This is a genomic window from Cupriavidus sp. HE11, from assembly GCF_056097175.1.
In genome coordinates this window covers 78573-103309 of the sequence record NZ_CP184466.1, presented here as the reverse complement: position 1 = coordinate 103309, position 24737 = coordinate 78573, and the positions used below count along the sequence as shown (strand labels likewise).

General features: G+C 61.0%; 21 protein-coding genes. 11 read left to right on the top strand and 10 right to left on the bottom strand.

Features of this window, described 5'->3' with window-relative positions:
• The first annotated feature begins 36 nt into the window (after window positions 1-36).
• The 5 genes from ACOABP_RS28450 to ACOABP_RS28430 all read left to right on the top strand — a co-directional run bounded on the left by ACOABP_RS28450 (window position 37) and on the right by ACOABP_RS28430 (window position 5775).
• Entirely contained in the window at window positions 37-843 is an 807-nt protein-coding gene (locus ACOABP_RS28450; RefSeq protein WP_474231105.1) for a lactonase family protein, read from the top strand.
• Window positions 844-1269: 426 nt separating this feature from the next.
• Window positions 1270-1707 (top strand): hypothetical protein, encoded by a 438-nt coding sequence (locus ACOABP_RS28445; RefSeq protein WP_474231103.1) that lies wholly within the window; start codon window positions 1270-1272, stop codon window positions 1705-1707.
• Between the two features lie 2 nt (window positions 1708-1709).
• Window positions 1710-3431 (top strand): hypothetical protein, encoded by a 1722-nt coding sequence (locus ACOABP_RS28440; protein ID WP_474231101.1) that lies wholly within the window; start codon window positions 1710-1712, stop codon window positions 3429-3431.
• A gap of 215 nt (window positions 3432-3646) precedes the next feature.
• Entirely contained in the window at window positions 3647-4195 is a 549-nt protein-coding gene (locus tag ACOABP_RS28435) for a hypothetical protein (RefSeq protein WP_474231100.1), read from the top strand.
• A 23-nt stretch (window positions 4196-4218) separates the two neighbouring features.
• On the top strand, window positions 4219-5775 hold the full coding sequence (locus tag ACOABP_RS28430) for an AAA family ATPase (RefSeq protein WP_474231098.1): 1557 nt from the start codon (window positions 4219-4221) through the stop codon (window positions 5773-5775).
• 905 nt (window positions 5776-6680) lie between these two features.
• On the opposite strand, the gene ACOABP_RS28425 is transcribed toward ACOABP_RS28430, so the two are convergent.
• From ACOABP_RS28425 to ACOABP_RS28410, 4 genes are all read right to left on the bottom strand, one after another.
• Window positions 6681-6884 (bottom strand): hypothetical protein, encoded by a 204-nt coding sequence (locus tag ACOABP_RS28425; RefSeq protein WP_474231096.1) that lies wholly within the window; start codon window positions 6882-6884, stop codon window positions 6681-6683.
• Window positions 6885-7698: 814 nt separating this feature from the next.
• On the bottom strand, window positions 7699-8142 hold the full coding sequence (locus ACOABP_RS28420) for a cupin domain-containing protein (protein WP_474231094.1): 444 nt from the start codon (window positions 8140-8142) through the stop codon (window positions 7699-7701).
• Between the two features lie 729 nt (window positions 8143-8871).
• Window positions 8872-9138 (bottom strand): hypothetical protein, encoded by a 267-nt coding sequence (locus ACOABP_RS28415; protein ID WP_474231388.1) that lies wholly within the window; start codon window positions 9136-9138, stop codon window positions 8872-8874.
• 564 nt (window positions 9139-9702) lie between these two features.
• The gene (locus tag ACOABP_RS28410; RefSeq protein WP_474231092.1) at window positions 9703-10074 is read right to left on the bottom strand and encodes a PHA-granule associated protein 4; all 372 of its coding nucleotides are present in this window, start codon (window positions 10072-10074) and stop codon (window positions 9703-9705) included.
• A gap of 363 nt (window positions 10075-10437) precedes the next feature.
• Here ACOABP_RS28410 and ACOABP_RS28405 point away from each other — a divergent pair, with 363 nt between their 5' ends.
• Complete coding sequence (locus ACOABP_RS28405; protein WP_474231091.1) at window positions 10438-10812, top strand: hypothetical protein; 375 nt, start codon at window positions 10438-10440, stop codon at window positions 10810-10812.
• 208 nt (window positions 10813-11020) lie between these two features.
• On the opposite strand, the gene ACOABP_RS28400 is transcribed toward ACOABP_RS28405, so the two are convergent.
• Window positions 11021-11257, bottom strand: coding sequence for a hypothetical protein (locus ACOABP_RS28400; protein WP_474231089.1), 237 nt, complete (start codon window positions 11255-11257; stop codon window positions 11021-11023).
• A 406-nt stretch (window positions 11258-11663) separates the two neighbouring features.
• On the opposite strand from ACOABP_RS28400, the gene ACOABP_RS28395 reads away from it, so the two are divergent.
• A complete protein-coding gene (locus ACOABP_RS28395) occupies window positions 11664-12344 on the top strand; it encodes a GntR family transcriptional regulator (RefSeq protein ID WP_474231087.1) in 681 nt (226 codons plus the stop codon).
• Between the two features lie 82 nt (window positions 12345-12426).
• Window positions 12427-13110: a GntR family transcriptional regulator gene (locus tag ACOABP_RS28390; RefSeq protein WP_474231387.1), complete on the top strand. Its 684-nt coding sequence runs from the start codon at window positions 12427-12429 to the stop codon at window positions 13108-13110.
• Window positions 13111-13201: 91 nt separating this feature from the next.
• On the opposite strand, the gene abaF is transcribed toward ACOABP_RS28390, so the two are convergent.
• Window positions 13202-14575, bottom strand: a complete 1374-nt coding sequence (abaF, locus tag ACOABP_RS28385) for a fosfomycin efflux MFS transporter AbaF (RefSeq protein WP_474231085.1) — start codon at window positions 14573-14575, stop codon at window positions 13202-13204.
• Between the two features lie 401 nt (window positions 14576-14976).
• Here abaF and ACOABP_RS28380 point away from each other — a divergent pair, with 401 nt between their 5' ends.
• The 3 genes from ACOABP_RS28380 to ACOABP_RS28370 all read left to right on the top strand — a co-directional run bounded on the left by ACOABP_RS28380 (window position 14977) and on the right by ACOABP_RS28370 (window position 18585).
• Complete coding sequence (locus ACOABP_RS28380) at window positions 14977-15921, top strand: dihydrodipicolinate synthase family protein (protein ID WP_474231083.1); 945 nt, start codon at window positions 14977-14979, stop codon at window positions 15919-15921.
• Between the two features lie 166 nt (window positions 15922-16087).
• A complete protein-coding gene (locus ACOABP_RS28375; protein WP_474231081.1) occupies window positions 16088-17512 on the top strand; it encodes an aldehyde dehydrogenase (NADP(+)) in 1425 nt (474 codons plus the stop codon).
• A 56-nt stretch (window positions 17513-17568) separates the two neighbouring features.
• Window positions 17569-18585 carry an Ldh family oxidoreductase gene (locus tag ACOABP_RS28370; RefSeq protein ID WP_474231080.1) on the top strand — a complete coding sequence of 339 codons (1017 nt, stop codon included), beginning with the start codon at window positions 17569-17571 and terminating at the stop codon, window positions 18583-18585.
• Window positions 18586-18951: 366 nt separating this feature from the next.
• Here the strand turns inward: ACOABP_RS28370 and ACOABP_RS28365 are convergent, their stop codons facing one another.
• The 4 genes from ACOABP_RS28365 to ACOABP_RS28350 all read right to left on the bottom strand — a co-directional run bounded on the left by ACOABP_RS28365 (window position 18952) and on the right by ACOABP_RS28350 (window position 24422).
• The gene (locus ACOABP_RS28365; protein WP_474231386.1) at window positions 18952-20313 is read right to left on the bottom strand and encodes an L-serine ammonia-lyase; all 1362 of its coding nucleotides are present in this window, start codon (window positions 20311-20313) and stop codon (window positions 18952-18954) included.
• 36 nt (window positions 20314-20349) lie between these two features.
• Entirely contained in the window at window positions 20350-21663 is a 1314-nt protein-coding gene (locus ACOABP_RS28360) for an MFS transporter (RefSeq protein ID WP_474231079.1), read from the bottom strand.
• A gap of 103 nt (window positions 21664-21766) precedes the next feature.
• A complete protein-coding gene (locus ACOABP_RS28355) occupies window positions 21767-23218 on the bottom strand; it encodes a M20 family metallopeptidase (protein WP_474231078.1) in 1452 nt (483 codons plus the stop codon).
• A 37-nt stretch (window positions 23219-23255) separates the two neighbouring features.
• Window positions 23256-24422: a porin gene (locus tag ACOABP_RS28350; protein WP_474231076.1), complete on the bottom strand. Its 1167-nt coding sequence runs from the start codon at window positions 24420-24422 to the stop codon at window positions 23256-23258.
• Window positions 24423-24737: the final 315 nt, after the last annotated feature.

The window sequence follows — 24737 nt, the reverse complement described above, 5'->3', positions numbered from 1 at the left end:
GTTGCATTCGCGCTGACGGCAAATAGCCGCACGATCGTGGGTTTCCGGCTCGATGCCACCACCGGCGCACTATCCAGGGTCCCTGGTGCGGCTTATTTTGCGGGTTGGGTGGCACCCAAGTCCATTGCAGTCCATCCGAATGGAAACTATGTCGTCGTGGGCACTGACACCTACGCGTACGACTTCAAAATCGACCGCACCACGTCGTCTTTGAACCCTATGTACGGTACTGGCTGGGACGGCGCGGATCATTCTGCCATCGTGTTTTCTCCGGGCGGCGAATTTGCGTACACGGCCAACAAGGGTAATGGCACCATCGGTATGTTCGGCTTCAACGACGCAATGGGTTCTCTTACTGCCATCGGGAAACTGGTGACCTACGCTGGCCCCAATGCGCTTGCGATCTCGCCTGACGGACGGATGTTGCTCTTTACGAATGCCGCCAATGCGCTCGGCGTGGCGCATGTTGATCCGGCCAATGGCCGGGTTTCGGGCACATTTTTGACGCCTTTGCCTGGGGCATTGCTGGATGGCATCGATGTCGTCACCACCCCGTCGGGGCAGTTCGCTTACGTGCTAGGAAAAAACAGCGGATTGATTGGCGGCTACCAACTGTCAACCGGTACTACAAGCGTTAGCCCGATGCCAGTCACGTGGCCGAGTGGAAGCAATGGTGGGAAGATGCGCGTCGATTCGAGTGGACGCTTTCTCTATGCAGCGACGCTCGATGGCATGCTGAACGGCTATGCCATCGACGCCAGCACTGGATGGCTGACGGCGCTTCCCGGCAGCCCTTTCCCTTCGAGTCAAGGCAATACCGCCATCGCGATCGCCGCGCCGTAGCCCTGAGGAAATGGCGGCCCGTCCGGGCCGCCGGCGTTTACGCCAGGGCTTCGGGCGAACCCTGGCTTTCTCTGGTTGCCCAGACGGAGCTGGGCAATAAAACGATGTAAACGGTGCTGTCGCACCTTGAAAACACCATAGTGAGCTCGATCGCGACCAACCGCGCCCTGGGAAGAGTGTAATCCGAATGAATATCGCGGGAACGCCGTCGTAGGACCGGCCGGGCGCTGTGGCGACAGCGCGTATGCCCGCCCCGACCTTCGTGGGGTAATGAGAAGTGACGCAAACGCCGAAATTCATGTGATCATGCGAACCCGGTAGCGGGCGGGAGTTGCTACCGCTCCCCGAGTCTTTTTACCCGTTGGCCCTGAAGCGGATTATCTGAGAATGGCAAGGAAGTTATTGAGCGCGGCGCCGACTCCAACAGTGTCGACGCTTGCATCGGCTCGCCCGTCGCCCGGCGTTGGGTTATCCGGAGCGAAGCTTGAGGCGCGACTGCGTATGAGGCGGTCAACCGGGTATATCGAGGCAATTCGCACGCTTGATGCCGGTGGTCATACGCATGACCGCCAGGCAGTGGAAGCCGTTGTGGCGGCCATCCGTGATGAATTACCAGATATCACCATCGACCAGTTGCCGGTTGGCATCGTTTCCCAGTGTTTCCTGGGCGAGCCATACGAGGTCCATACCCTCGACCGGGTCGGCAATATTGTCCATCACTACACGCGTTTCGAATCGCTCCCACCGTTGCTCGGTCGTGGCAGGGTGCTGGCTGCCAGCGGAAAGTACGCGTTTGTAGAGATCTACACCGATAAAGTAATCGCCGTCTCTGATAGCGGCGACGTATCCATTGTCAGGGATTGACCATGAGTGCTGGCGAAAGAATTATTCAGGTTGCTGATCTCACGCTTATCACTCGGGGTCTGCAGAGCATCAATCGTGACATCGAGGCGGTATCGACACAGGTTTCCGCGGTTGGCAACGAGTTAAGCGATACGAGATCGGAACTGGCCCGCTTGGAAGAGGCGTTCATGCGCTTCGTCGAAGCCGACGTGAAAGCGAAGGAGTTGGCGCTCGCCGAAACGCGTCAGGTGAAAGTCCGTCAGGCGCTGGAGACGACCTATGGCTACTACGCCGACGTGCGTCGCCAGGCCACAGGGATCCTGCAGGCGGCAGACCTGAGCGTGGTACGCGGTGAGACAATGAAATCCGCGACCGAGGAGTTGATGCTGCAGGCGCCTCGGTACTGGCTGGCGCCGGCGTTGGTGGCCCTGGCTGCCTGGCTCAACGATCAGGAGGACCTGGCGCGTCGCGCCCTGGCCGAAGCACTCAGGCGGGATGACGAGAAGACGTCGTTGCTCTTCGCACTCGTATGCCGCCGAGCCGGTCGTGTCGAAGCATGCAGGGCATGGCTGGAGCGTTATTTCGGCATGCAGAACCCTGCAAGCCTAGATCGCCAGACCGTGGTGTTGGTTGACGCGTTGGCAAGCGGGGTGTTCGGCGGCGAGATCCGGATGCATTGCACCAGGCAGGTCGAGCAATGGGTCGAAGAATTGAGCGAGGCCGTCGGTTTCGTTGAAACGCAGCGCGCGCAATGGGAAACGGGCTTGCGCGTGAAGCTCAAGGAAACGGATCATGCCGCCAAGTACTCGCATCTTTCGCGCTTCAGCCCGACATGGCCGCGCCTGAACCAGTCGCTCAATGAAGCGGCCTTGCACAAGGACGTCCTTGAGCATTTCCGGAGCATCTTCGAGGGCGCGCTGGAAACGGCGCGCAGCGTGGAAGCGGCAGTGGATGGGCTTCTGGACAAGCTGGTGGCGCGATTCGACGATGAAGAACTTCCGCTGCGCCGCGAAGACCATCTGAACCAGCTCATCATTAACCATTCCGGGGATCGGCCGGCGGCGGAGCGCAAGCACGCGCTGGAGACGGCAGCGCTCGAAGAGACGGTCAGCTTCACGCAGTTGTTGACGAACGCGGCGATGAATCCGGAACTTAGCCATGCCACGCGTGCGACCCAGCGATACGCCATCGCGCTTTCCCGCGCATGGGTGCGAAACGCGCATGACGACCTGACCGCATCGTTCCGCAACCAGGTGCCCACAGACATCCAGATTGCGATCGAAGGCTGGGAGGGTATCACCCGCAATGGCGACAACGAGGCCCCCTTGCTCAGCGCGCTCAGCCAGCATCTCGATAACGAGCGTGACAGTGCACTGGCCGCACTCAAGCTCGGCTTCAAGCACTATGCCGCACTGGTCGTGGGTGTGATTGCTATCCTGATGACACTCAGCGCTGGCTGGTTCTCTCTGCTCGTTGGCGTTGTGGCCATCGGCTGGTTCTTCATGGCCAAATCAGAGATTGCCAAGGCGAAGGCGAAGATCATCGAGGAAGCTGCCAAGAAGAAGGAGCAGTGCTCGGCGGCACTCATGGCGGCACTCGCGGAAGTCGTGGAGTGGCGCCGTGATGTGGCGGCGCGCGATGCCTTCGCGGCCCACGTTGGTCATCTGCTGGACAGCATTTCCCCGGAACAATACACGTCGAGCACACACGAAAATACCCGTCGCGTGATGACGCAAGCTGCATAGGAGCCCGCACCCATGGCCCGTAATTTGATGACCGACGCTAGCGCCACGCACGCCGCTTCCGTCGAAGTTCCCAACGTGGATGCCGGGGCAACGCCCCCGGCGCAAGTTGCCTACCCCGTGCCGATTCCGGCCAGCGAGGTACTGGCTGGCGCGTTTCCACAGTGGGATCTTCTCCCCGCAACGCCGTTTTTGCGCCGCGTTCGGTAGAGGGAACGATGACGCCTCCGGATACCTACGCAAGCTGGTCATCCTGTCTCGAACTGTTCGAGGGTGCAAACCAGGACGAAGCGGCGATGCAGGCGATGAACGCCGGCTCGCTGAGCTGGACTGGCGGCGTGGCGCCCTTGTTCGCGGAGCGGGTGAGCGGTGTGGTCAACCAACGTTTGACGCGTATCGCCAACGACATCTCGCGTGACCTGAAATTTGCCGGGGACCACGGGTTGCTGGCGAATGCGCTGCTCAACGCGCGCAACAAGCTCGCGGTGCTTTACCGGTTCTCGCTTTGCGCTCCGTTTCCGAAGGAGTTGGCAGAATTGGTGCAGACGCTGGTTCGCAACTATGCGGAACAGGCGCAGCAGTCGCTGGAGGACTCGGCGCGCACGGACCGGAGTGGTCAGCTAGGTTACATCCTCCGCAACAACAGCCTGCTGCGCTATGCCGAGCAGGTGCCAAACATGCCGTCTTCGGCCAGCCCCGTCGCTGGCCAGGAAAATTCCCCGTTGGTTTCTACCGGCGTCCGCCGACGCAGAACCATTCTCGCCTGACGCTTTGCTTTGCCAGCCCCTCCATGAGTGATACCAAGGAATTCCGCAGCACCCTGACGCGCTACCTGAAGGCCCGTGTCCCGTTTATCTCCATTCGTAGCGCCGAGCGGGCCCGCGTGCTCGATATCCTCAAGGATATCTCCCAGGGTCTGAGCAATGCGCCAATGTATGTGCACACGCTTTCACAAGGTATGCGGGAGCTCGTGAGCAGTCGGTCGGCCAATGATGACCGCTCCGTGCATGGGGCGCTTGATTTCGCCAGTCAGCAGATCGCACAGCGTCAGAACCTGACATTTGTTCTGACGGAAGTCGACGACATTGAGGCGGATTCTGCCTTTGCGCGGCAATTGCAGGATGCCGTGATGCTCGCGGCTGAAAATGGCGGTGCCATTGCGGTGATCACCACCAAGCCCGTCTGGAGCCAACTGCAACGGCTCGGTATGTCGCTCGTCCTTTCGGCGCCAAACGAAGACGAGATGCTCGAGATTATTCAGGAGCAGATCGGCGCCTATCGTGCGGACTATCACATTGAATGGGACGAGGCCGACGAGCGGGAGGCCGCGGCTATCCTGACCGGCGTATCTCGGATCGAGGCCGAGAATATCATCGCCACGCTACTGGCCAATGGCAGTATCGTGAAGTCCGACCTGACCCAATTGACGCATGCCAAGGATCGGATCTTCGCCGACATTTCCGGTATCGAGCGGGTCCAGGTGCGTGGCGCGGAGCTCGACGTGGGCGGTCTGGGTGGGCTGAAGCGATGGCTCGACAAAGAGCGTCCACTATTGACTGCGGACCTTCGCGAGCGCGGCATCCGGCCCCCGCGAGGGGTACTGCTCGTAGGCGTTCCCGGCTGCGGGAAATCGCTTTCGGCAAAGGCCATTGCACACAATTGGAAGATGCCACTGTACCGGCTGGATCTATCTACCATTCACGGTCAGTACCTGGGCCAGAGTGAAGGACGGCTCAAGGACGCGTTGAGCACGGCTGACCACGTGTCGCCATGTGTGCTCTGGATCGACGAAATTGAGAAGGGCCTCGCGGGTGCCATGCAGGGAGCAGGCGACGGCGGGACCTCTACGCGGCTTGTTGGCCAGTTCCTGTACTGGTTGCAGGAGGCACGGTCGCGCGTATTTGTGGTGGCGACCGCCAATGACGTGTCCCGTTTGCCTCCAGAGTTGCTGCGTCGCGGCCGATTCGACGAACTGTTCTTCGTGGATTTACCCACGCCGGAGGAAAGGCGCGAAATCATCAGTATCTACGTCCAGCGAGGCCTGAAGCGTGACGTGGACACCGATTTGATGAGCGAGTTGGTTGACCTGTCGGAAGGCTTTGCGGGTTCGGATCTGGAATCGGCTGTGCGCGAAGTCGTCAAGGAGGCTTATTTGAACGGCGATGCGGCGGTGTCGAACGAGTTGTTCCGCCGTAGTTTCCAGAACGTCGTGCCGCTGTCCAAAACGAGCCCCGAGCAGATCGAGTCCATCAGGGCTTGGGGTCGGGACCGCGCGGTTCCCGCATCTGGCAATCCCATCGGGGGAGCGAGCAATCCGGCACGGGCCCGCCGCGCTGTGCTGGCGTAGTTGGATTCGGGAAAACCCGACGGTGACAAGGCGTCATGGGCTCTGCGGTTACCTCTACGTGTAACCCAGTAAGCGTCGAACCCCCGTTTAGTGGGGCGGGTGTGCGGTACAACACGGGGTTTGCCCATGGTGTCCCAAGCGATCAAACACAAGTCCCGGAATGTCAAACGACGGGTCGCGTTATCGCTGATACTGCCGCGCGCGCCGAAATGAGGTATCTCGGCGGCAAGTAAGTATCCAAATGCCACGCCAGATCACGTCTCTCGGAAGCGGTACCTCCGACCCAGTAGTGGTCGAGTGGCCGTTTGAGTGGCGCTCCACGAGTCGCCCTTACTGCTTTCCCGTAAGAGGCAGCATCCTGCCGCTTATGGGCGAATATCCTGATAAGCGGCGCCACCTGGTATCAGCCGCACTACGTTGGCACTGCGGTCCAGTACGCCGTGGTCGCGGCGCCGAGGTGAGACGCGGGGAGCGCAAGCACGAGAGCCGCTGACGCGGCTCTTTCTCATTGGACGGCTGGTACCTCTATCCGAGCAACAGGTTCCCCGGCGTGGAGGGCGCCCATCGTGCCGTCCTTCAGATGTCGACGTTGTTTGTCGGCTGGGGCGTTGGGGTCACCATCGACTTCAGATCTGGGGGCGAGTATGGAGAGTTGCCCTTTGGAGACCCTGCTCCCCTCACGGCATTAGCCATTCCTGCTATGGCTCCTTCCACGATGGCTTCACCAATGGACCCACCATGAATGGAGCCCATCTGCGCATCGGGAAGGACCTCGCAAGCCGAGAGATCTCGAATCAGTAAGGTCGAAGACATTGTTGGCCTCGCTTCGTTGTTGTTCATGTGCGAACGGACTGGTGGGCGCGCTCAAGGTCCTAGTCATCCTTGCAGGCGCCACCGTCAGCGGCTCAGAGCGGCCCGGTTTCGACGACAACAGCCTTGCCGCTGTCTGAGATCGACGTATTGCCGTCGGAGATGCTCTTCAGCAATTTGAGTGTGTCGGCGATGGCCTCGTTGACCGTTTTCCGGGCGCCAGCGCCTCCGAAAACTTTGCCCATGTCCTTCATGGACAGGACGCGCTCGATCTTCAGTTCGTTGATGTGGATAGTCATGATGAAGCTCCTTTGTTCAGTTCGTCTTCGTGAGCTTTGGTCTAGCGGTTGCTGTGTCCTTGCTCGCTAGGGTATTCGCATAGTGCGTGCCAGCGATCTTGTGTGCGTGCCTGGCCGCAAGTCAGCACGGAAAGTTGGCAACTGGCTACGAGTTGAGCGTCTGAGGTTCGTAGCGACCCAACGGGTCTGCTCAACTGTGTTGGATCGCTGCGGACTTTCGTTCGCCCGCCGTCAAACCCACGTAGTGGCTGTTGCCTTCTTTTCCGACTTCTCCAATCGTGTGCCTCACATATGCCACGCACGCCTGCGGCTGAGCGCCCGCCGGCGGTCTCGACGGATGGTTGAGCAAGCGATGTCTTGAGGTAAGCGGTGACGAAATCCAGGGCCAGCGCCGTCGCGGTCGTCCACGGTAGTGGAGCCGCTGGCGGCCCGGCACGGCTGGACGCTGGAGCTTGGCACCCGCGGCAAGTGGGACCGATCATCCGCAGCGGCGGGCGGTGTGGTGCTGGTTGTCGTCGGAATCATCATCCTGATTGAGCATCTCAGTCAGGCTGGTACGTAGCATGCGTTACGCTACGCACAACGTCGGTGTCGTGGGTCTGGCTTACCGCTCCTCGCTTACTCCGACTCAGATTGCAGTCGCGCTTCCTCCGCTGAGGTTCGCCTGGAAGCGGTTTATGAAGCGTGGACCGAACAGGGGAACGCAGCGAATATCTGCGCGAGTTGGACACCCTGCGAGGCTTCCCGGAGCATGAACACGCGAGGGCTGGTGGTACGTGTGGGCGCAGCTAGGGTATGGCAATCGGGCGCGCCATCAGTGGTGAATCGTCACGCCGCATTCTTCCGCCACCCCTAACAACGTCTGCAGGTCCGGGGGGCCTGGGGGGATAGCCTCGTCGATCCGAGCAAACAGGCGCGATGCGTTTCCGCCATGGCTGGTCACGGAAATCATTTCGCCGCCGCCTATGCCAAACCGAAAGTAGTGAATTGTCCCGGCCGGTACATGGACAAACGTTCCAGCGCCGGCGGTCATCGCTGTGTCACCGTATCCGATTTCTACAACGCCCTTGGTGACGTAAAACGATTCGTCCCAATCGTGGCAGTGCGGTGGTGGTCCGCTGCCTTCCTGACCTTGCTGCAGGAAGACTTCGTAACTCTGCGTGGTGGCACTTGAAGCCAAGACCGTTATTCTCTCGCCTACGACGTTGAGAGCACGAGCGTACTCGGCAGGGACGACCGCAAATGGCTCTGGCTTCATACTTTGCCTCCAGTCAGGTTTCACTGCCCCGGTTGAGTCGAGCCCGCGTACGAACAAGTGTTGAATGACGCGGGCTGGCATTTGCTTTTGCGGTCGGCGTCGGAATTGCTACCGATATATCCCAATCTTCTTCGCACACGGGTTCGTACAGCCAGACTGCATGACTGAGTGTAGGTGACACCCATTCCCATGGACAGGGCGCGAGCGCCGCCTCGCTCAATGCGCCTGAAACACCTGCCTGCGTGGCATGGGCATCTAAGGGACTGCTTTCGGCACAGGACGACGCGATGTAATCCATAGCCGCGATACGCGTGATGCAGGCGTCGCTGCAGAGATCGGAGCTGGCGACGGGGCAGGCAGGAGCGACGACGTCACGCGCCAGATCTGTCGAAGAGAGGCTAGATGCAAATCCTCATTGTGGCGTCCTCGATCCTTCTTGGCGGCCGGGACAGCCGTCTGCACGGCAGCGATGGTTTTTTTGCGCAGTGGCACCGTTTGACTGGCCGCGGCTTGGAGGGCTGCATTTGCGCAGGAGATGGCTGCAACGCCAATATGTCCCATGAGCCGCGTACTTTGTGTAGGGTTAGCTGACGTGGAGGGGAGGTGGCCCGCCTCGCCTGTAGCGTCACGCTACGTCTGCACATCAGTTAGGACGAACCATCCCGCGAGCCGTCGGATAGCCTTCGCAAAGACCCGATCAAAGGGTCGTTTCGAAAAACTTGGATCTTTTCAATACTTGGTTTCCCGCTTTTCCTGGCGCCCCTCTTGCTTTGTGTCGCGCTTGTCCTGCCTGCACTCGGCATTGCTCTTCTGGTTTTCAGCCCTGCAGTCGACCTTGCCAGAGCGTGCCTCCTGTTTGGCAGCCTGGTTTGCGTCCCGGCCTTGTTGACGCTGCTGCGATTGCTCGGTAGCGAGGGTAGCGCCGGCCATCACCAGCGGCACGGCAAATCCGGCCAGCATCTTGCCTGCCCAACTCCAACGTCTAGATTTGACCATTTTCACGCTCCCTTGCTTAGTGAAAACGACGTTCCGCGAACGCCCGGTTCGCGTGGCGCTGGGCGTAGTTCCCAGCAGCCGCTGCGATCGAAGCGGACATTTAGCATGCAAGCATTCATGATGGCACGAATGAACATTGACGAGAACGCAATTCTGTTGCCGAAGCCTCGGCTATGCGCTCGATCGGATTGATCCGATCACGCGGGGAATGGAAACAAGGCGTCAGCTAGTCCGGGAAGATTATTGGACGCAACGCCACCAGCGGCTTGTGGTCGTTATCGCCCTCGCGGCGTTTCTGGCCGCCCCGAGCGCCCGCGCAGCGGGCATCGGGCCGGCGACAGGCCTGCACACCAACATTCCTACCCCTCGTACTGCTTCCTGCACGAGAGTTCATACCCGTCGCGATCCCGGGCATGCAAGTCATCAACATGTTTGCCGAGATCAATGCCGAGCAAGGTGATTTCGCTCGTGACGGCTCCTCCGGAAAGTGACGCCTCCAGCCTAGGCGATGCATCAGGGGATCGGGTTGACCAATTCTTCAGGTCGGCCAACCTGTACGCCGGCTCAGGCCCAAGTCGAATCGAGCTCCTGCAGGAGATGTCCGGCAAGGATGTAGTCCCCGAGCCTGGCGGCCTTCTCTTCCAGGACCTCAAGTTCCTGCACGGGTAACGTTTTAAAGTCGAATTGACAGAAGAGATTCCGCTGCCGAACCGTCAGTTTGGGGCGCCTCAAGCCTGCTGCGAGCGCCTCAGGGGATTTGACGGCAATGCTTTCGTGTCCGCGATACTCCACGCGGATTCCCGCCTCTTCGCCCAGGCGCTTGAGCTCGGAGGTGTCTTGCCAACCCGTCTCATAGTCGAGCTGAATGAGTCCAACCTCGGCAGCTTCGAGAAGATGAATGGCCTCGCCTTTCGTTGTCGCACGCGCTGTTGTCATGCTCTGTCCCCGGAATAAATCTCTGCATTGGCCCGTTAAAAATGTTTGCCGTCTTATGCTGCGGCCTGTATGTATTTTTTGCCATACCTCCCCATGACTGCCCATCCGTCTTTTGGATGATCGGGCCGATGCGAATGCACTTCTTATTCGCAGTTCGCTTGCAGCACGCTCACCGTGAGATCTCCCACCTAAGGGCGTTGGCCATACCAAGCTGGCAGCCATAAACGTGATGTTATAGGCGCTAAATTGTGGCGTTCGACACGAAACGTCTCTCGGGAATTCGCAAAAGTGTGATCTTTGCCGGTCTCAAGTGCCGGGACGCGAGTAACATTTCGGATGTCCTGACAACCAGACGTTCTCCGTATGTCCGCAGATCCCTGGTACCAACTGGCAACTATCAACGGCTGGGACGTTGCGACGAAGCTCGCGCTGGCGGAGTCGTTCCTAAGATCCACGGGCCAAACTATCCAGTTGGCCAAATTTGCCGCTGACCGCGCGCGAGTTCTTGAAACCCCGCACGAGATTGACCGCGCGGAACTCCAAAAGCTTGGGTTTGACACCATCAAGCTCGGAACGGGATTCAAATGGATGTGCACACAGCGCGGAATTACCGTCGTCGGTCAGTGGCCCTACGAAACCGTCGACATGGCGTGGCGCGCGGCGTACGCGGCGGCCAAGCTTCGTGGTGAGGTGGGCGCTGAAATGATCAACCCGGAGCCAGAGGCGAGAATCGCCTGACCGCCGATCCGGGCCGTCGCCTACATTGGGTGATTGTCACTGATCGGCGACCTCATCCCCGCAGGGCCCGTCCCAACGCATGGGTCCACCGCGGACCATCGCTGCGACATATCCTGGCCCGTTACCGGGCAAATGACAGTCGTCATGAATTCCAGCCTGGAAATTTCAGTAGGCGCCAGAAACGCGTCGAACGAGACCAGTAAGCGACTTAAAGATCTTTGTCCGTAAGCCGCATCGACTTAGTCGCGAACATCTCGAAAATCCAGCCCCACGCCGGCGCCCCAATGACAAACCATGCCAAGAGGCAGCCAAATATCAGCGCAGCCTTGTTGTCGCGGAAGAGCAAGGAAGGTATCAGCATGATTGCGGCGCCCGAAACATTCAAACAAAGCACCATCAACCATGCCCACCAACCTCGCTTCCAGAACGACCAAATTTTCAGCATTTTGATTCCTTCAAGTTCAATATCGCTGCACCAAGAATTCCCCGGGGCGTCAGTTGATTATTACGGAGAGCGTGCAGGGGTCCTTTAGTGCTACGACATTGTGTTGTGGGAATTTCTTGATCTGTATCGGCGCAGAATTTCGCCGTCTGCGTGTTGAGCAACGAGAGTCCCGGCAAGTTCATCACCAGGTCTTGCTTTCCGTGAGGTTGACGGATCAGATCGCGTCAAACGCTGCGATCAGCGCGCAACATTGCGGTCGTGACCGGTCGCGGGATCACGGCGAGGTTGTTGGCGGCGTGCAGCACGAGCCGAACGGAGACTGGGGGAGTGCCCGGGGTAGAATGTTACCTAGCCTAGGCGCACGCATCCGGCGCGCCCGATTGAGCCGGCGCATCTCCAGATAACCATGAACGGAAGAACTACGTCAGCCCTTGGCGCGGCAACCCGCGCCGAGGCGGCAACCGAAGAACTCAGGCGACGGATCCTAGAAGGCGAGCTTGTGGAGGGCTTTCAGCTCAAGCAGGATCTCCTCGCCGAGGAATTCGGCATCAGCCGCATCCCGGTTCGGGAGGCGCTTGTCCAGCTTGAGAACGAAGGGCTGGTGAAGATCGTTCCGCACAAGGGCGCCATAGTCGCCGAATTGTCGACCAAGGACATCGAGGAATTGTTCTCGTTGCGCGCGCTGCTGGAATCCCACCTGCTCCGGCATTCCGTCCCGCGTCTCACCAAGTCCGATTTCGAGCGCCTCGACGAGATCCTGGAGCAGTATGCGATCGAACTCGCCGCCGGTAATCGGCATCGGTGGGGCGAACTCAACACGGAATTGCACGAGATCCTGCTGGCGCGTGCGAACCGTCCCCGTACCCAGGAACTTGTCGAATCGCTGCTGCGGCAGACCGATCGCTACACGCGGGTACAACTGTCGATCAACGACGCGGCCGTGCAGCGCGCCAAGGCGGAGCACGAGGAGCTGGTCAGGCTCTGCAGGCGTGGCGAGGCCAGGGAGGCGGGCGCCTTGCTCAAGCGCCATATCGAACATGCAGGCGAGGAACTTATTCTCTTTCTTCAGGAGCGCCGCCGGCCATAAGCCGCGCCGAGGCCTGTTGTAGAATGTAGAAAATATGCAAAATGGCGCGAACAGCGCCATCCTCGACCATTCTTCACTCTCAATGATCGTCAAAAAACCTGGTCTTCGCCATCTGACGCGAGCCGAGGCCGCCGCTGATGAAATTCGACGCCGGATCCTCTCGGGCCAGTATCTGGACGGTCATCCGCTGCGGCAAGACGCCCTGGCGACAGAGCTTGGGATCAGCCGAATCCCGCTGCGCGAGGCGCTGGTGCAACTGGAGAGCGAAGGGCTGGTGAAGATCCTTCCGCACAAGGGCGCAGTCGTCACGGAGCTCTCCATCGATGAGCTTACCGAGTTGTTCGAACTGCGCGCGTTGCTGGAGCCCACGTTGATTCGCCGCTCGGTGAAGAAGCTGTCTGTAGATGACTTCCGGGAGCTTGACGCGATTCTTGCCGAGTTCAGCGGCGAACTGAAGGCGCAGGCCCAGGACCGCTGGGGCGACCTGAATACCCGGCTGCACGAGGTGTTGTTGTCAAAGGCGGATCAGCCCAAGACGGCCAGCATGGTGATCTCGCTGCTCCAGCAGACCGACCGCTACACGCGCCTGCAGCTTTCGTTGTCTTCGGCTAGCCGTGACATTGCGGAAGCCGAGCATCGGCAACTCGTGGACCTGTGCCGCAAGGGTGATGGACGGGGCGCGGCCGCGCTCCTGAAGCGGCATATCGAGCATGCCGGTGAAGAACTGAAGAACTTCCTGATCTCCCGTCGTCGCAGCATGGGCTAGCGTCGGTTTTGGCGCGCAGGGGTAAAACCGATCCCCCAAGCAAATAGGGCCGCCCGAAGTGGGCGACCCTGTTTGCTGGAGACAGCGCGGATCAGCCGGTCACGCGCGCCTTCGCTTCGGCGTCGACGTCACGCAGCGACTTGCCACGGGTTTCTTTCGCCGCCGCCACACTGATGATCGAAATTACGGCGGCAACCACCAGGTACAGCGCGATTGGCGTGGAGGAGTGGTACTTCTCCAGCAGCGTCAGCGCGATGAGCGGTGCCAGCGAGCCAGCCATCAGGGGAGCGATCTGATAGCACAGCGACAGGGCCGTGTACCGGACGTTGGTCGGGAACATCTCGGTCATCAGCGCGGAGTACGGCGAGTAGGTCATCGATTCGATCGCCAGGCCCAGCACGATGGCCGCCATGATGATCCAGTCATTGCCGGTGTCCATCATCGGGAAGCCGACGAAGCCCCAGCACGCCGTGAGCACCGCGCCCGTCAGGTACACCGGCTTGCGGCCGATGATGTCCGACAGGTACCCCATGAACGGAATGATCATGAAGTGCAGGGCGTTCGCGAAGAACATCAACTTGAGAATCCGCGTGGTGTCCGCCCCGACCACGAGCTTCAGGTAGGTGATGGAGAACGTCACCACCATGTAGTACAGGATGTTCTCGGCAAAGCGGGCGCCGATGCCAATCAGCACTTCTTTCCAGTGATAGCGCAGGACGTAGCGCACGCCTTGCTGGGTGGCATGTTCCTTTTCCCGGCGTTCCTGCGACTCCTTGAAGATCGGCGCATCATCCACCTTCCGGCGAATCCAGAAGCCGATAAGCACCACCACAGCCGAGAACCAGAAGGCCACGCGCCAGCCCCAGGACAGGAAATCTTGCTCCGACAGCGTGCTTGAGAGCGCCAGGAGGATCAACGTGGCGACGAGATTGCCCGCGGGCACGCCGGCCTGCGGCCAGCTGGCCCAGTAGCCGCGCCGGTTGTCTGGACTGTGTTCGCTGACCAGCAGCACTGCGCCACCCCATTCGCCACCAAAGGCGAAACCCTGAATCAGGCGCAACGTCACCAGCAGGATGGGTGCCCAGTAACCGATGACATCGAACGTGGGCAGGCAGCCCATGAGGAATGTGGTGATCCCCACCGCCACCAGGCTGACCTGGAGCAGATACTTGCGGCCGAATTTGTCGCCGTAGTAGCCAAAGACGATGCCACCGATAGGACGAGCGGCAAAGCCGACGGCGTAGAGCGCGAAGGCCGCCAACAGTCCATCGATCGGGTTGCCGGTCTTCTTGAAGAAGTGCGTGCCGAATACCAGCGCTGACGCCGTGCCGTACAGGAAAAACTCATACCACTCCGCTACGGAGCCCACCATTGCCGCCGCCACCACGCGGCGCAGGTCCTTTGTGTTTGTGTCGCGGTGCTGTCCCGCGCTGACGGGGACTGCCTCGCTGAGTTGGTTTGCCATCGTTCTCTCGTCCTATTGATCAGCTGTCGGCCAGCGGGTGAATTCCCGTCGCGCCCACAGCGTTGCTCGCGAACGGATTTTATACAACATGCAATATGCGAGAAGGAGGGGTTTACCCTTCATGGCGGCAAGAGGGCGACGCGAGGCATGCCACGAGTGCGCCCGTCAGGTGCACGGAAACCGGCTAGAATGCTTGGATGCGAGGGTAGAGGTGACGGATAGGCCAAAGGGAATTGCGGGTAAACACCGACCAATTCCTTTTTGCCTTCGCTCGGCCTTATTTTATACAATATGCACAAGCGACGTTCATCGAACCGACTCGCCGGCACGGCTGATGCCGGCCCCGAACGGACCGGTGATGCCGTCTTGTTCAATCCATTCTGACTTTCCAGGACCGTGTGATGTCTTCCAAGATCTTCGAGGGTACTATCCCCGCACTCATGACCCCTTGCACGCCGGAGCGCAAGCCCGACTTCGACGCGCTCGTTGCCAAGGGGCAGCAGCTTGTTGAACTCGGCATGAGCGCCGTCGTGTACTGCGGGTCGATGGGCGACTGGCCGCTGCTGACCGAGCAGCAGCGTCAGGAGGGTGTGGCCCGCCTGGTCGCCGCGGGCATTCCCACCATCGTGGGTACGGGTGCGGTCAATTCGAAGGAAGCCGTATCGCACGCAGCGCACGCCGCGAAGGTTGGCGCACAGGGCCTGATGGTCATTCCGCGCGTACTGTCGCGCGGCAGCTCGCCGGCTGCCCAGAAGGCCCACTTCTCCGCAATCCTGGCAGCGGCCCCGGGCCTGCCGGCGGTGATCTATAACAGCCCCTACTATGGCTTTGCTACGCGCGCGGACCTGTTCTTCGAACTGCGCCGCCAGTTCCCGAACCTGATCGGCTTCAAGGAGTTTGGCGGTGCGGCGGACATGCGCTATGCGGCCGAGAACATCACGTCGCAGGACGAAAACGTGATCCTGATGGCCGGCGTAGACACCCAGGTGTTCCACGGTTTCGTGAACTGCGGTGCCACGGGCGCCATCACCGGCATCGGCAATGCACTGCCGCGCGAAGTGCTGCAACTGGTCAAGCTGAGCAAGCAGGCGGCCAAGGGCGACGTGAAGGCCCGCCGCCTGGCCCGCGAACTGGACGCCGCCCTGAATGTCCTGTCGTCTTTCGACGAAGGCACGGACCTGGTCCTGTTCTACAAGCACCTGATGGTCCTGAATGGCGACAAGGAATACACGCTGCACTTCAATGAAACCGACGCGCTGAGCGACGCGCAGCGCAACTATGCCGAGAAGCAGTACGCGCTGTTCTGCGACTGGTATCGCGCGTGGTCCGAAAGCCTCGATGCCTGACCCTGTCTGACTTCTGTCTGATTCCAGTCGGACCCCTGGGCGGCTGACCTGGTCGCCCAGGGGCGCGTTTACTGGTACATCCCTTTTCCTGCGTTGGCAGGACACCGCCCCAAGCGGATCCGTCCGGATCAACTGTCCAGTCTTCCTCGTCCTCCCAGTCTTCTCCATGCATTCTTCCGAACAGAACCCCGCTTTTTCGACCATCGACCAGCACGCGGCGCGGGCCCTCAAGGCCAGCGCTACCTGGGCACATTCGAGTCCCACGTTCCGCAGCGCACTGCTGCGCGCCCTGGCCGACGCGCTCGATGCGCGCGCGGGTGAGCTTGCCGTGCTGGCTGATGAAGAAACAGGCCTCGGTAATGCTCGGCTGACGGGCGAGATCGCGCGCACGTCGTTCCAGCTGCGCGGCTTCGCGGACGAAGTCATTGCCGGCGTGCCATACGCCAGGGTGGACGATGAAGGGGTGGCGGGGCCGCCGCCGGCGGGGCGGCCCCGTCTGACGCGAGTGCTGGTGCCGCTCGGGCCGATCGCCGTGTTTGCCGCCAGCAATTTTCCGTTTGCGTTTTCCGTGCTTGGCGGCGATACGGCCTCGGCGCTGGCGGCCGGTTGCCCGGTCATCGTGAAGCCGCATGCCGGACATCCCCGCACGTCCATCGCCGTCGCGCAACTCGCGGCCGAGGTGCTGCGGCACCAGGGAGTGGAAGAGGGGGTCTTCTCCATGCTCGATGGCGAGATGTCGCGTGAGGACAATATCTATCTGGTGCAGCATCCTGCCGTGGCGGGTGTTGCCTTCACCGGTTCCTATCAGGGCGGCGTGGCGTTGTGGCGCGCCGCCAATGAACGGGACACGCCGGTTCCCTTCTTTGGCGAACTGGGTTCGATCAATCCGGTGGTGGTGCTGCCGACCGCGCTACAGACTGACCCGGTGGCTCCGGCACGCACGCTCGCGGCGTCGATGCTGCAAGGCTGCGGCCAATTCTGTACCAGTCCCGGCGTCGTCATCGTTGTCGAGGATCTGCGTGGCAGCGAATTCGTGGCCGCGCTGGGCGACGCGCTGGCGGGGCAGCCGACGCACCGGATGCTCAATGTCGGCATTCGGAATGGTTTCGAAGACGCCGTCGCGCGCCTGCGAGTCAATGCCAACGTCAAGGTGGTGGTCGAAGGGGAGGCAACGGGCGCAGGGCCGGCCCCACGCCTGTTCAGAACCACCCACGATGCGTTCATCGCGGATCCGGACCTCCACGAGGAGATGTTTGGGCCGGCCGCCGTGTTAGTGACGGTGCCATCGGTCGATGCCATTCCCCAGGTACTCGCCGCCATCAAGGGCACCCTCACCGTGACGATCTGGGGCGCGGACGAGGACACCCGCGAGCATCGGGACATCGTGCGGGTGGCGCAGGACATTGGTGGACGTGTACTGTTTTGGGGTGTGCCGACCGGCGTGGCGGTCACGCACGCGCAGCAGCACGGTGGCCCGTGGCCGGCGTCCACCGATCCGAAGACGACCTCGGTCGGGTTTGCGGCATTGCATCGCTTTCTGCGCCCCGTGGCGCTGCAGGACGCGCCAGACTGGCTGCTCCGGGCTGCGTGACCGAAGTACCCCGCGAAGTACCCCGAGATCCATTTGCAAGGAGGCAACGCCCATCCATGTCGGACACAGTTCAACTTTCGCTCGCCGAGGTTCGCGAGCTGGCGCTCGCCGTCCTGCAGACGAACGGGTATTCGGAAGCCCACAGCCATGCCATCGCCGAAGTCATCGTGGCGGGCCAGCGCGATGAATGCCAGTCCCATGGGTTGTATCGGCTGCTGGTGTGTGTTCATACCATTCGCCACGGCAAGGTCGATGGGCACGCGGTGCCGGAAATCGTCGATCAGGCGCGAGCCATCGTGCGGGTGGATGCCCGCCTCGGCAATTCGCTGTTGGCGTTCGAGACCGGCCTGCCGCACTTCATCCGGAAGACCCGGGAGTGCGGCGTGGCGGCCATGGCCATCAACAACTGCTTTCACTTTTCAGCGCTGTGGCCCGAAGTGGAACGGCTCGCGGGCGAAGGCCTGGTCGCATTGGCCATGACGCCCAGTCATGCATGGGTGGCGCCAGCGGGAGGCACCCGGCCGGTATTCGGCACCAATCCGCTTGCGTTCGCATGGCCACGCCCCGGGCAGATGCCCTTTGTGTTCGATTTCGCGACCAGCGCGATCGCCAGAGGTGACATCGAACTCCATCGCCGGCAAGGCAAGGCGCTGGAAGCGGGCTGGGCCATCGACGCCGACGGGCAGCCGACCACCGATCCGCTTGCGGCCCTGAAAGGCGCAATGCTGACGTTTGGCGGCCACAAGGGGTCGGCATTGTCCGCCATGATCGAGTTGATGGCCGGCCCCCTGATAGGCGACCTGACCAGTGCGGAGTCCATGGCGTTCGATGCCGGGGCCGGGGCTACCCCGTGCCACGGTGAGCTGCTGGTGGCCTTCGATCCGGCGGCGTTCCTCGGGGAGCGCGCCGGCGAATACCTCGAACGTGCCGAGACCCTGTTCGGGGCGATCACCGGCCAGGGGGCGCGCTTGCCATCGCAGCGGCGCTATGCCGCGCGCGCCCGCAGCGATGAGCGCGGCGTGACGGTGCCACGCGCGTTATACGAGGATGTGCGTAAGCTGCTGGCACCCTGATAGCTTCGTGTCTTTGCCGAAAGTGCCGCCGCGATCCCAGTTCACCCAGCACCGGGTGCCCGGAGCTTGTACGCAGTGGCGGCGAAGGTCACTTCCCGTTGCAGTCGCATGGATCATGCGCTTCAGCAAAGGCAGCTTGCAAGCTAACAGCGGCTACCTTTCGTAGTACACCTTGATAGAGTAGCTGTACCCACGTCCCAGTACGGCGCACCATTCCGGAAAGGGGCGGGAGGATTCTCCGAATACGCTCGCCAATCTGCGATGAGACAGTTGAAATACCGTTCGTCAGAATAATGGTGCGCAACCGTCTCTGGAACGAGGGCGTCCGCCGGCAAGCTCCAGAGCCGAATAGGCGTTCGTTAGTAACTAACAAAGCACGACGTTCACAGCCAGGCCGCCCAGGGACGTCTCCTTGTACTTGGCTGCCATATCGGCGCCGGTAGCGCGCATCGTTCGAATGACTGCATCCAGTGAAACTTTGTGTCCACCGTCACTGCGCACGGCCATGCGCGCTGCATTGATCGCCTTGACCGACGCGATCGCATTCCGCTCGATGCAGGGTATCTGCACAAGTCCGCCGACCGGATCGCACGTCAGCCCCAGGTTATGCTCCATGCCGATCTCTGCCGCATGTTCAACTTGCTCCGGGGTCCCTCCGAGTACCGCGGCCAAGGCGGCCGCGGCCATGGAGCAGGCGACACCGACTTCTCCCTGACAGCCTACTTCCGCGCCAGAAATCGACGCATTCAGCTTGTAAAGCATGCCAATTGCGGCTGCGGTCAGCAGAAAGTCGCATATTCCATTCGTATGTGCGCCTGGGACGAAACGAACATAGTAATGAAGCACCGCTGGCACGATTCCGGCCGCGCCGTTCGTCGGGGCAGTTACCACCCGCCCTCCCGCGGCGTTTTCCTCATTGACCGCCATGGCGAACAGATTCACCCAGTCCATCGATGTGAGGAAGTCATCGGACTTGGCCGTATCGGCCTGCAAGCGCCGGAGCAGGCCGGGCGCCCGACGGCGAAGGCCTGATGCGAGCGGCGTGTTGTCTGCCATGCATCCTCGGCGCACGCAGTCCCCCATGACCTTCCAAATGTGGAGGAGCCGGGCCCGAACCGAATCCTCATTGGCCCATGTCACCTCGTTGGCCAGCACAAGCTCTGGAACACTCAGGCCGGCCCGGCGGCACTGGGTCAGGAGTGATTCGCCGGAGACAAAGGGATACGGCGGCGCTGCGCGATCGGTGCAGGGCGCCGTGGTGACATCGGTCGTGATGAATCCTCCGCCGACCGAATAGAAGGTCTGGGCGGACAGCGATACACCGTCGATATCCAGGGCCGTCAGTGTCAGTGCGTTAGGGTGGTCGGGCAGAGGTGTTTGGAGATAGCGAATGTCTTCCGCAGCGTTGAACGCCACCGGATGGCTTCCCATCAGGGAAAGGGTGCCGTGGCGACGCAACATCTCCAGCTTTTCCGTGACGGAGTCCGGCTCGATCGTGTCGGGCTGCTCCCCCATCAATCCGAGCATGACGCCGCGGTCCGTGGCATGGCCCCGGCCGGTGGCGCCCAGTGATCCGTGCAGATCAACTTGAATCCTGTGCGTAAGCGGGAGAAGCCCTCGTTCGGCAAGCTCTCGCGCAAACGTGAGCGCTGCCAACATCGGCCCGACCGTATGGGAGCTCGATGGTCCAATGCCAACCTTGAATAGGTCGAAAGTACTAAGATACATGGCGTTCGTGACGTCTTGGGGCGTACGGGTTTTCAATCAGTTCGCGGCCTTGCGCTCGCGGAAGGCCAGCAGGGCGACGAAACTTGCGATGCAGCAGGCCTGAACGTACCAGCCAGCCGACAGCGGATTGCCGGTCCGGTCGATGAGCCACGTCACCACGAACTGCGCAGTGCCGCCGAAGAACGTCACAGCGATGGCGTAGGGAAGCGCCATTCCGGTCGCGCGCATGGCAGGCGGGAACGCCTCGAGCAGCATCAGGACCATGGCTGCGCCGCCCACGGTCATGACGGCCGTGAACGCCGCCACGGCTGCGACAACCAGGAGCGCGCTTTCCGGCGTCGCGTGGACGACGATGAGAAAGACCGGCATGACAAGTGCGGTCATGGCGCCATACGTACACAGCAGCAGCGGCTTGCGGGTCTTCAGTCGGTCGGCGAGAACGCCGGAAAGCGGAGAGACGATGAGCAATACCAATGCCGATACGGTCGCCGACATGAATCCCGTCTGAGGCGGCATGTGCATGACGCGAGTCAGATAGCTGGGCATGTAGTAGACGAGGGTGTAAAGGGAGACTGTTCCGCCCATGATGAGCAACGCACCGAGCACCACGACAGCGCCTTGCTCGCGAAGCAGTGCAATGACCGGCAATGCTTCCTGCGTGCCAGAGTGGGTTTGCCCAACGTGCGTGTCGTGCAGTGCGCGACGGATGTAGATCCCAACAGGCGCCACGAGTAGGCCCACAAGGAAGGGGATGCGCCAGCCCCAGCTATAGAGCGCATCCTGCGCAAGGGATTGACTCAGGATCATGCCGAATCCTGCGCCGACCAGTGCTGCGGCCGCCTGACTGGTCGTTTGCCAGCTTACGTAGAAGCCGCGGCGCGAAGCGGGACCCGATTCCATGAGGTATGTCGTGGCAGCACCAACTTCTCCGCCAGCCGCAAATCCCTGAAGCAGGCGTCCGAGCAGGACAATGATAGGTGCGAACACCCCGATCGATGCATAGGGCGGGCACAGGCCAATCAGGGCCGTGCCAAGTGCCATCAGCCAGATGGTCATGGTCATTGCGGCGCGCCGCCCGACGCGGTCTGCATAGCCACCCAGCAGCACGGCACCAAGCGGCCGCATAAGAAAGCCCAAGCCAAACGTACCAACGGAGAACAACAACGACGTGATCGGGTCGCCAGACGGGAAGAACTGGGCGCCAATCATGGCGGCAAAGAAGCTATAGACCGTAAAGTCAAAGATTTCTAGTCCGTTGCCAATCGAGGTGGCGACAATGAGTCGCGCCTGGCTTGGCTTGGCACGCACCTCGTTGGCGCGCTGGCTGGGAACTGCAGTGGTAGGCATCATGATTGCGATTGCTTGATGAATTGCACGTCAACGCGTGGATTGCCGAAAGACGAGGCGCCAGGAAAACCGCTGGTCGCCCCGTGTCTTTGTCGGGTAGGCCCTGTCAGGCCGCCAATGCCACCGGAGTCTTGTCCACTGGAGGTTGTACTTCTGCCGGAATCGGACACTCGTAAGACTTGCCATCAATCCGTTCGACCAGTTCTTCCCGCGCCTGGGCCAACAGTTCTGGGCGAGCGAAGAGTTCCAACGCCGTGGCGGCGATCGTCTTGGCAGCCAGCAGCATGCCCTTGTGTGCGATAGGACTCTTGCCTTGGGAAACCCATTGCCACGAATGCGGCGAGCTACCGAACGTGAAGCAGGCGGTCATGCATTGAGCGGTTGGTGTGACCCAACTGACATCTCCAACGTCTGTAGAGCCATGCATGCGTTGGGGGCGGGTCGAATCGAGAGGCTCAACGCCGTCGAACAGCGGCTTCGGGTTTCGCCAGGCAGCGGTGAGCATGCGTCCGGCCATCTCGATTTCGTCCTTACGCAGCGTCTCGTGAATCGACGCGGCGAAGTCGAGCTCGTTTGCTTCATAGCGCGGCGCCCCCAACTCACTGAGCTTCGCGTGCATCAACTGGTTCAGCACTGTGTTCAGGACGATGTTGGAGCAGGCCGAATGCACCTCGACCTCTACTTGGCATCCCGTCATCAGCGCGGCACCTTCTGCGATCGCACACACGCGCTCGTAGAGTTCCTGCACCTGGTGATTGTGGGGGGCTCTTACCATGTAGAGCGCTTCGGCGCGCGGTTGTACGACGTTGGGCGCCACCCCTCCTGCGTCCGTGATGGCGTAGTGGACGCGCGCGTCGGGAAGCATATGTTCACGCAGGAAATTCACACCCACGTTCATCAGCTCTAGTGCATCGAGCGCGCTGCGGCCCAGATGCGGCGAGGCACCTGCATGTGCGGACACCCCGGTAAAGCGGAAGTACGCCTGTTTCACGGCGAGGGCTTCGAGATTCATCACACCGTTGAAGACCCCAGGGTGCCAGGTCAGTGCCGCGTCCAGGTCGTCGAAGAGTCCTGCCCGGGCCATGTACGTCTTGCCGTAGCCGCCTTCTTCCGCGGGGCATCCATAGAACCGAACCGTGCCTGGCAGGCCATGTGCCTTCAGGTATTGGTGGACGGCCACTGCCGCGTAGTGGGCGCTGGTGCCAAGCAGATGGTGGCCGCAACCGTGTCCGTTACCGTTGATGATCTCGGACGATGGTTGGCACGACGTGGCCATGCTTTGCTGGCTCAGGCCAGACAATGCATCGAATTCGCCCAGGATGCCGATGACGGGGCCGCCGCTGCCGGCCTCCGCCACGAACGCAGTAGGGATGCCGGAAACGCCTTCCTGCAGTGTGAATCCAGCCTCCTTCAGATAGGCAATGTGGGCGGCAGACGATTGCCATTCCTGGTAGCCAAGCTCCGCCTGGTTCCAGATGGCGTCGGACAGTCTGACGTAGTGGTCACGGTGATTCTCGATGAACTCGTCAACAAAGTGGGTGGATTCGGATGTTGTCATTAGTGCCTCCTGTTTGAGAGTGAGCGGCAGGACGCCGTTAGAAGTTGTGATACATGCCGATGGAAGCGTCGGACACCGTGTTGCCGGCGGCCACGGGCACGTTTGTCGTGTCGTAGTTGTAGATCAGGTTCGACTTCGGGCCGTTCTTCAGCACACTGATCCGGGCATAGAGGGCCGTCCGCTTTGACAGAAAGTGATCGACGCCGACGGTGCCGCCATAGGCATAGTTCTGGTCTGCCGTGGTGTGCCGGTAGGCCAGGCCAATGCGAAAGAAGTTGCGGCCAACCATGCGCTGCGCGCCGACGGTGTAGAGGTCGGCCGTGTGGGCGCCGGGGGCCTTGGGGTCGAAACGCAGCCAGGCCGCTTGTCCGACGAATGCGCCGAAGTCATGGAGTGCACTGACAATCCAGGTGTCCGTGCGCAAGGTCGGTGCGGCCGCGTCAGTACTGGTGCAACTCCCGGTAATGGCGGGGTCGCAATAGCTTTGACCATAACCAACGCCGACCATGGTGGCCCCGTCGCTGTAGTTGGCGGACACCGTCTTGGCGTGAATCGACGTGCCGGCGCTGCGATCTCCCTTGAAAGAAAGGCTGGCATCGATCGAGACGTTCAGGATGCGTGGCGAGATGTAGCGGACGGTCTGGTTCAGGCGCGCCACGGCATCGGTGTTGGCCGCGCCACCCAGGCCAGAGGTGGTCAGCAGGTACGTGTAGACCGATTCATGACCGTTCGCCAGAAAGGGGTCCGCACCAATGGCAGCAGAACCGATGGACGTGTACTGGCGACCCAGCACAAGCTGCCCATAGCTTCGGCTGTGCATGCCGATGTAGGACGCGCGATTGAAGAACGACTTGGAGTCCTGGACCGCCCCGGTATCGGCGGCGAAACCGGATTCCAGACGGAAGAACGTTGTCCAACCCTGGCCAAGGTCCTCCTGGCCATAGATGCCAAACTTCGATGTCCAGACGTTGCCGCTTTGCATGCGCATCTGGGACTGCGATCCAGCGCGAATGTAGTTGATGGCCATGTCCACCGTACCGTAGAGCGACACGATGTTGCGGCCCGGCGCGATGCCTAGCGCTTGCGCACCGAAGCCCGTCCCATTTGATGCGTAGATGCTGCCGAGTTGACTGTCTTGTGCCAGCACCGGAACGGATACCGCTATCGCGGCAACCGCAGTCGACAACCGAATGAGATGTCTCATGAATCGATTCAGGGGGAGGAATCAAACGTTGAAGGCAGGCGATTTGGTCGTCGCCGCCGACCTGATTGGGGCCATTTCTTCGATGACTTCCCGGACTCGTTGCCTGATTGGTCCGGTGTTGTGCGAGACGTAGTGTGTGGATTTTCTTCGCATAGCGCCCGCGACATTTTTTCAAAGCGATCACTTTTGCTCATCACGTGTACTGCCTGATGGAATGTGGGCGTGGGCCTGGAACTTGCTCACGCCATTCGTCAATTGGCCAACGCAGACCCGGGTAGGCCCGGAGTGCAAGGCTGGTGCACGGTTGGCAGAATT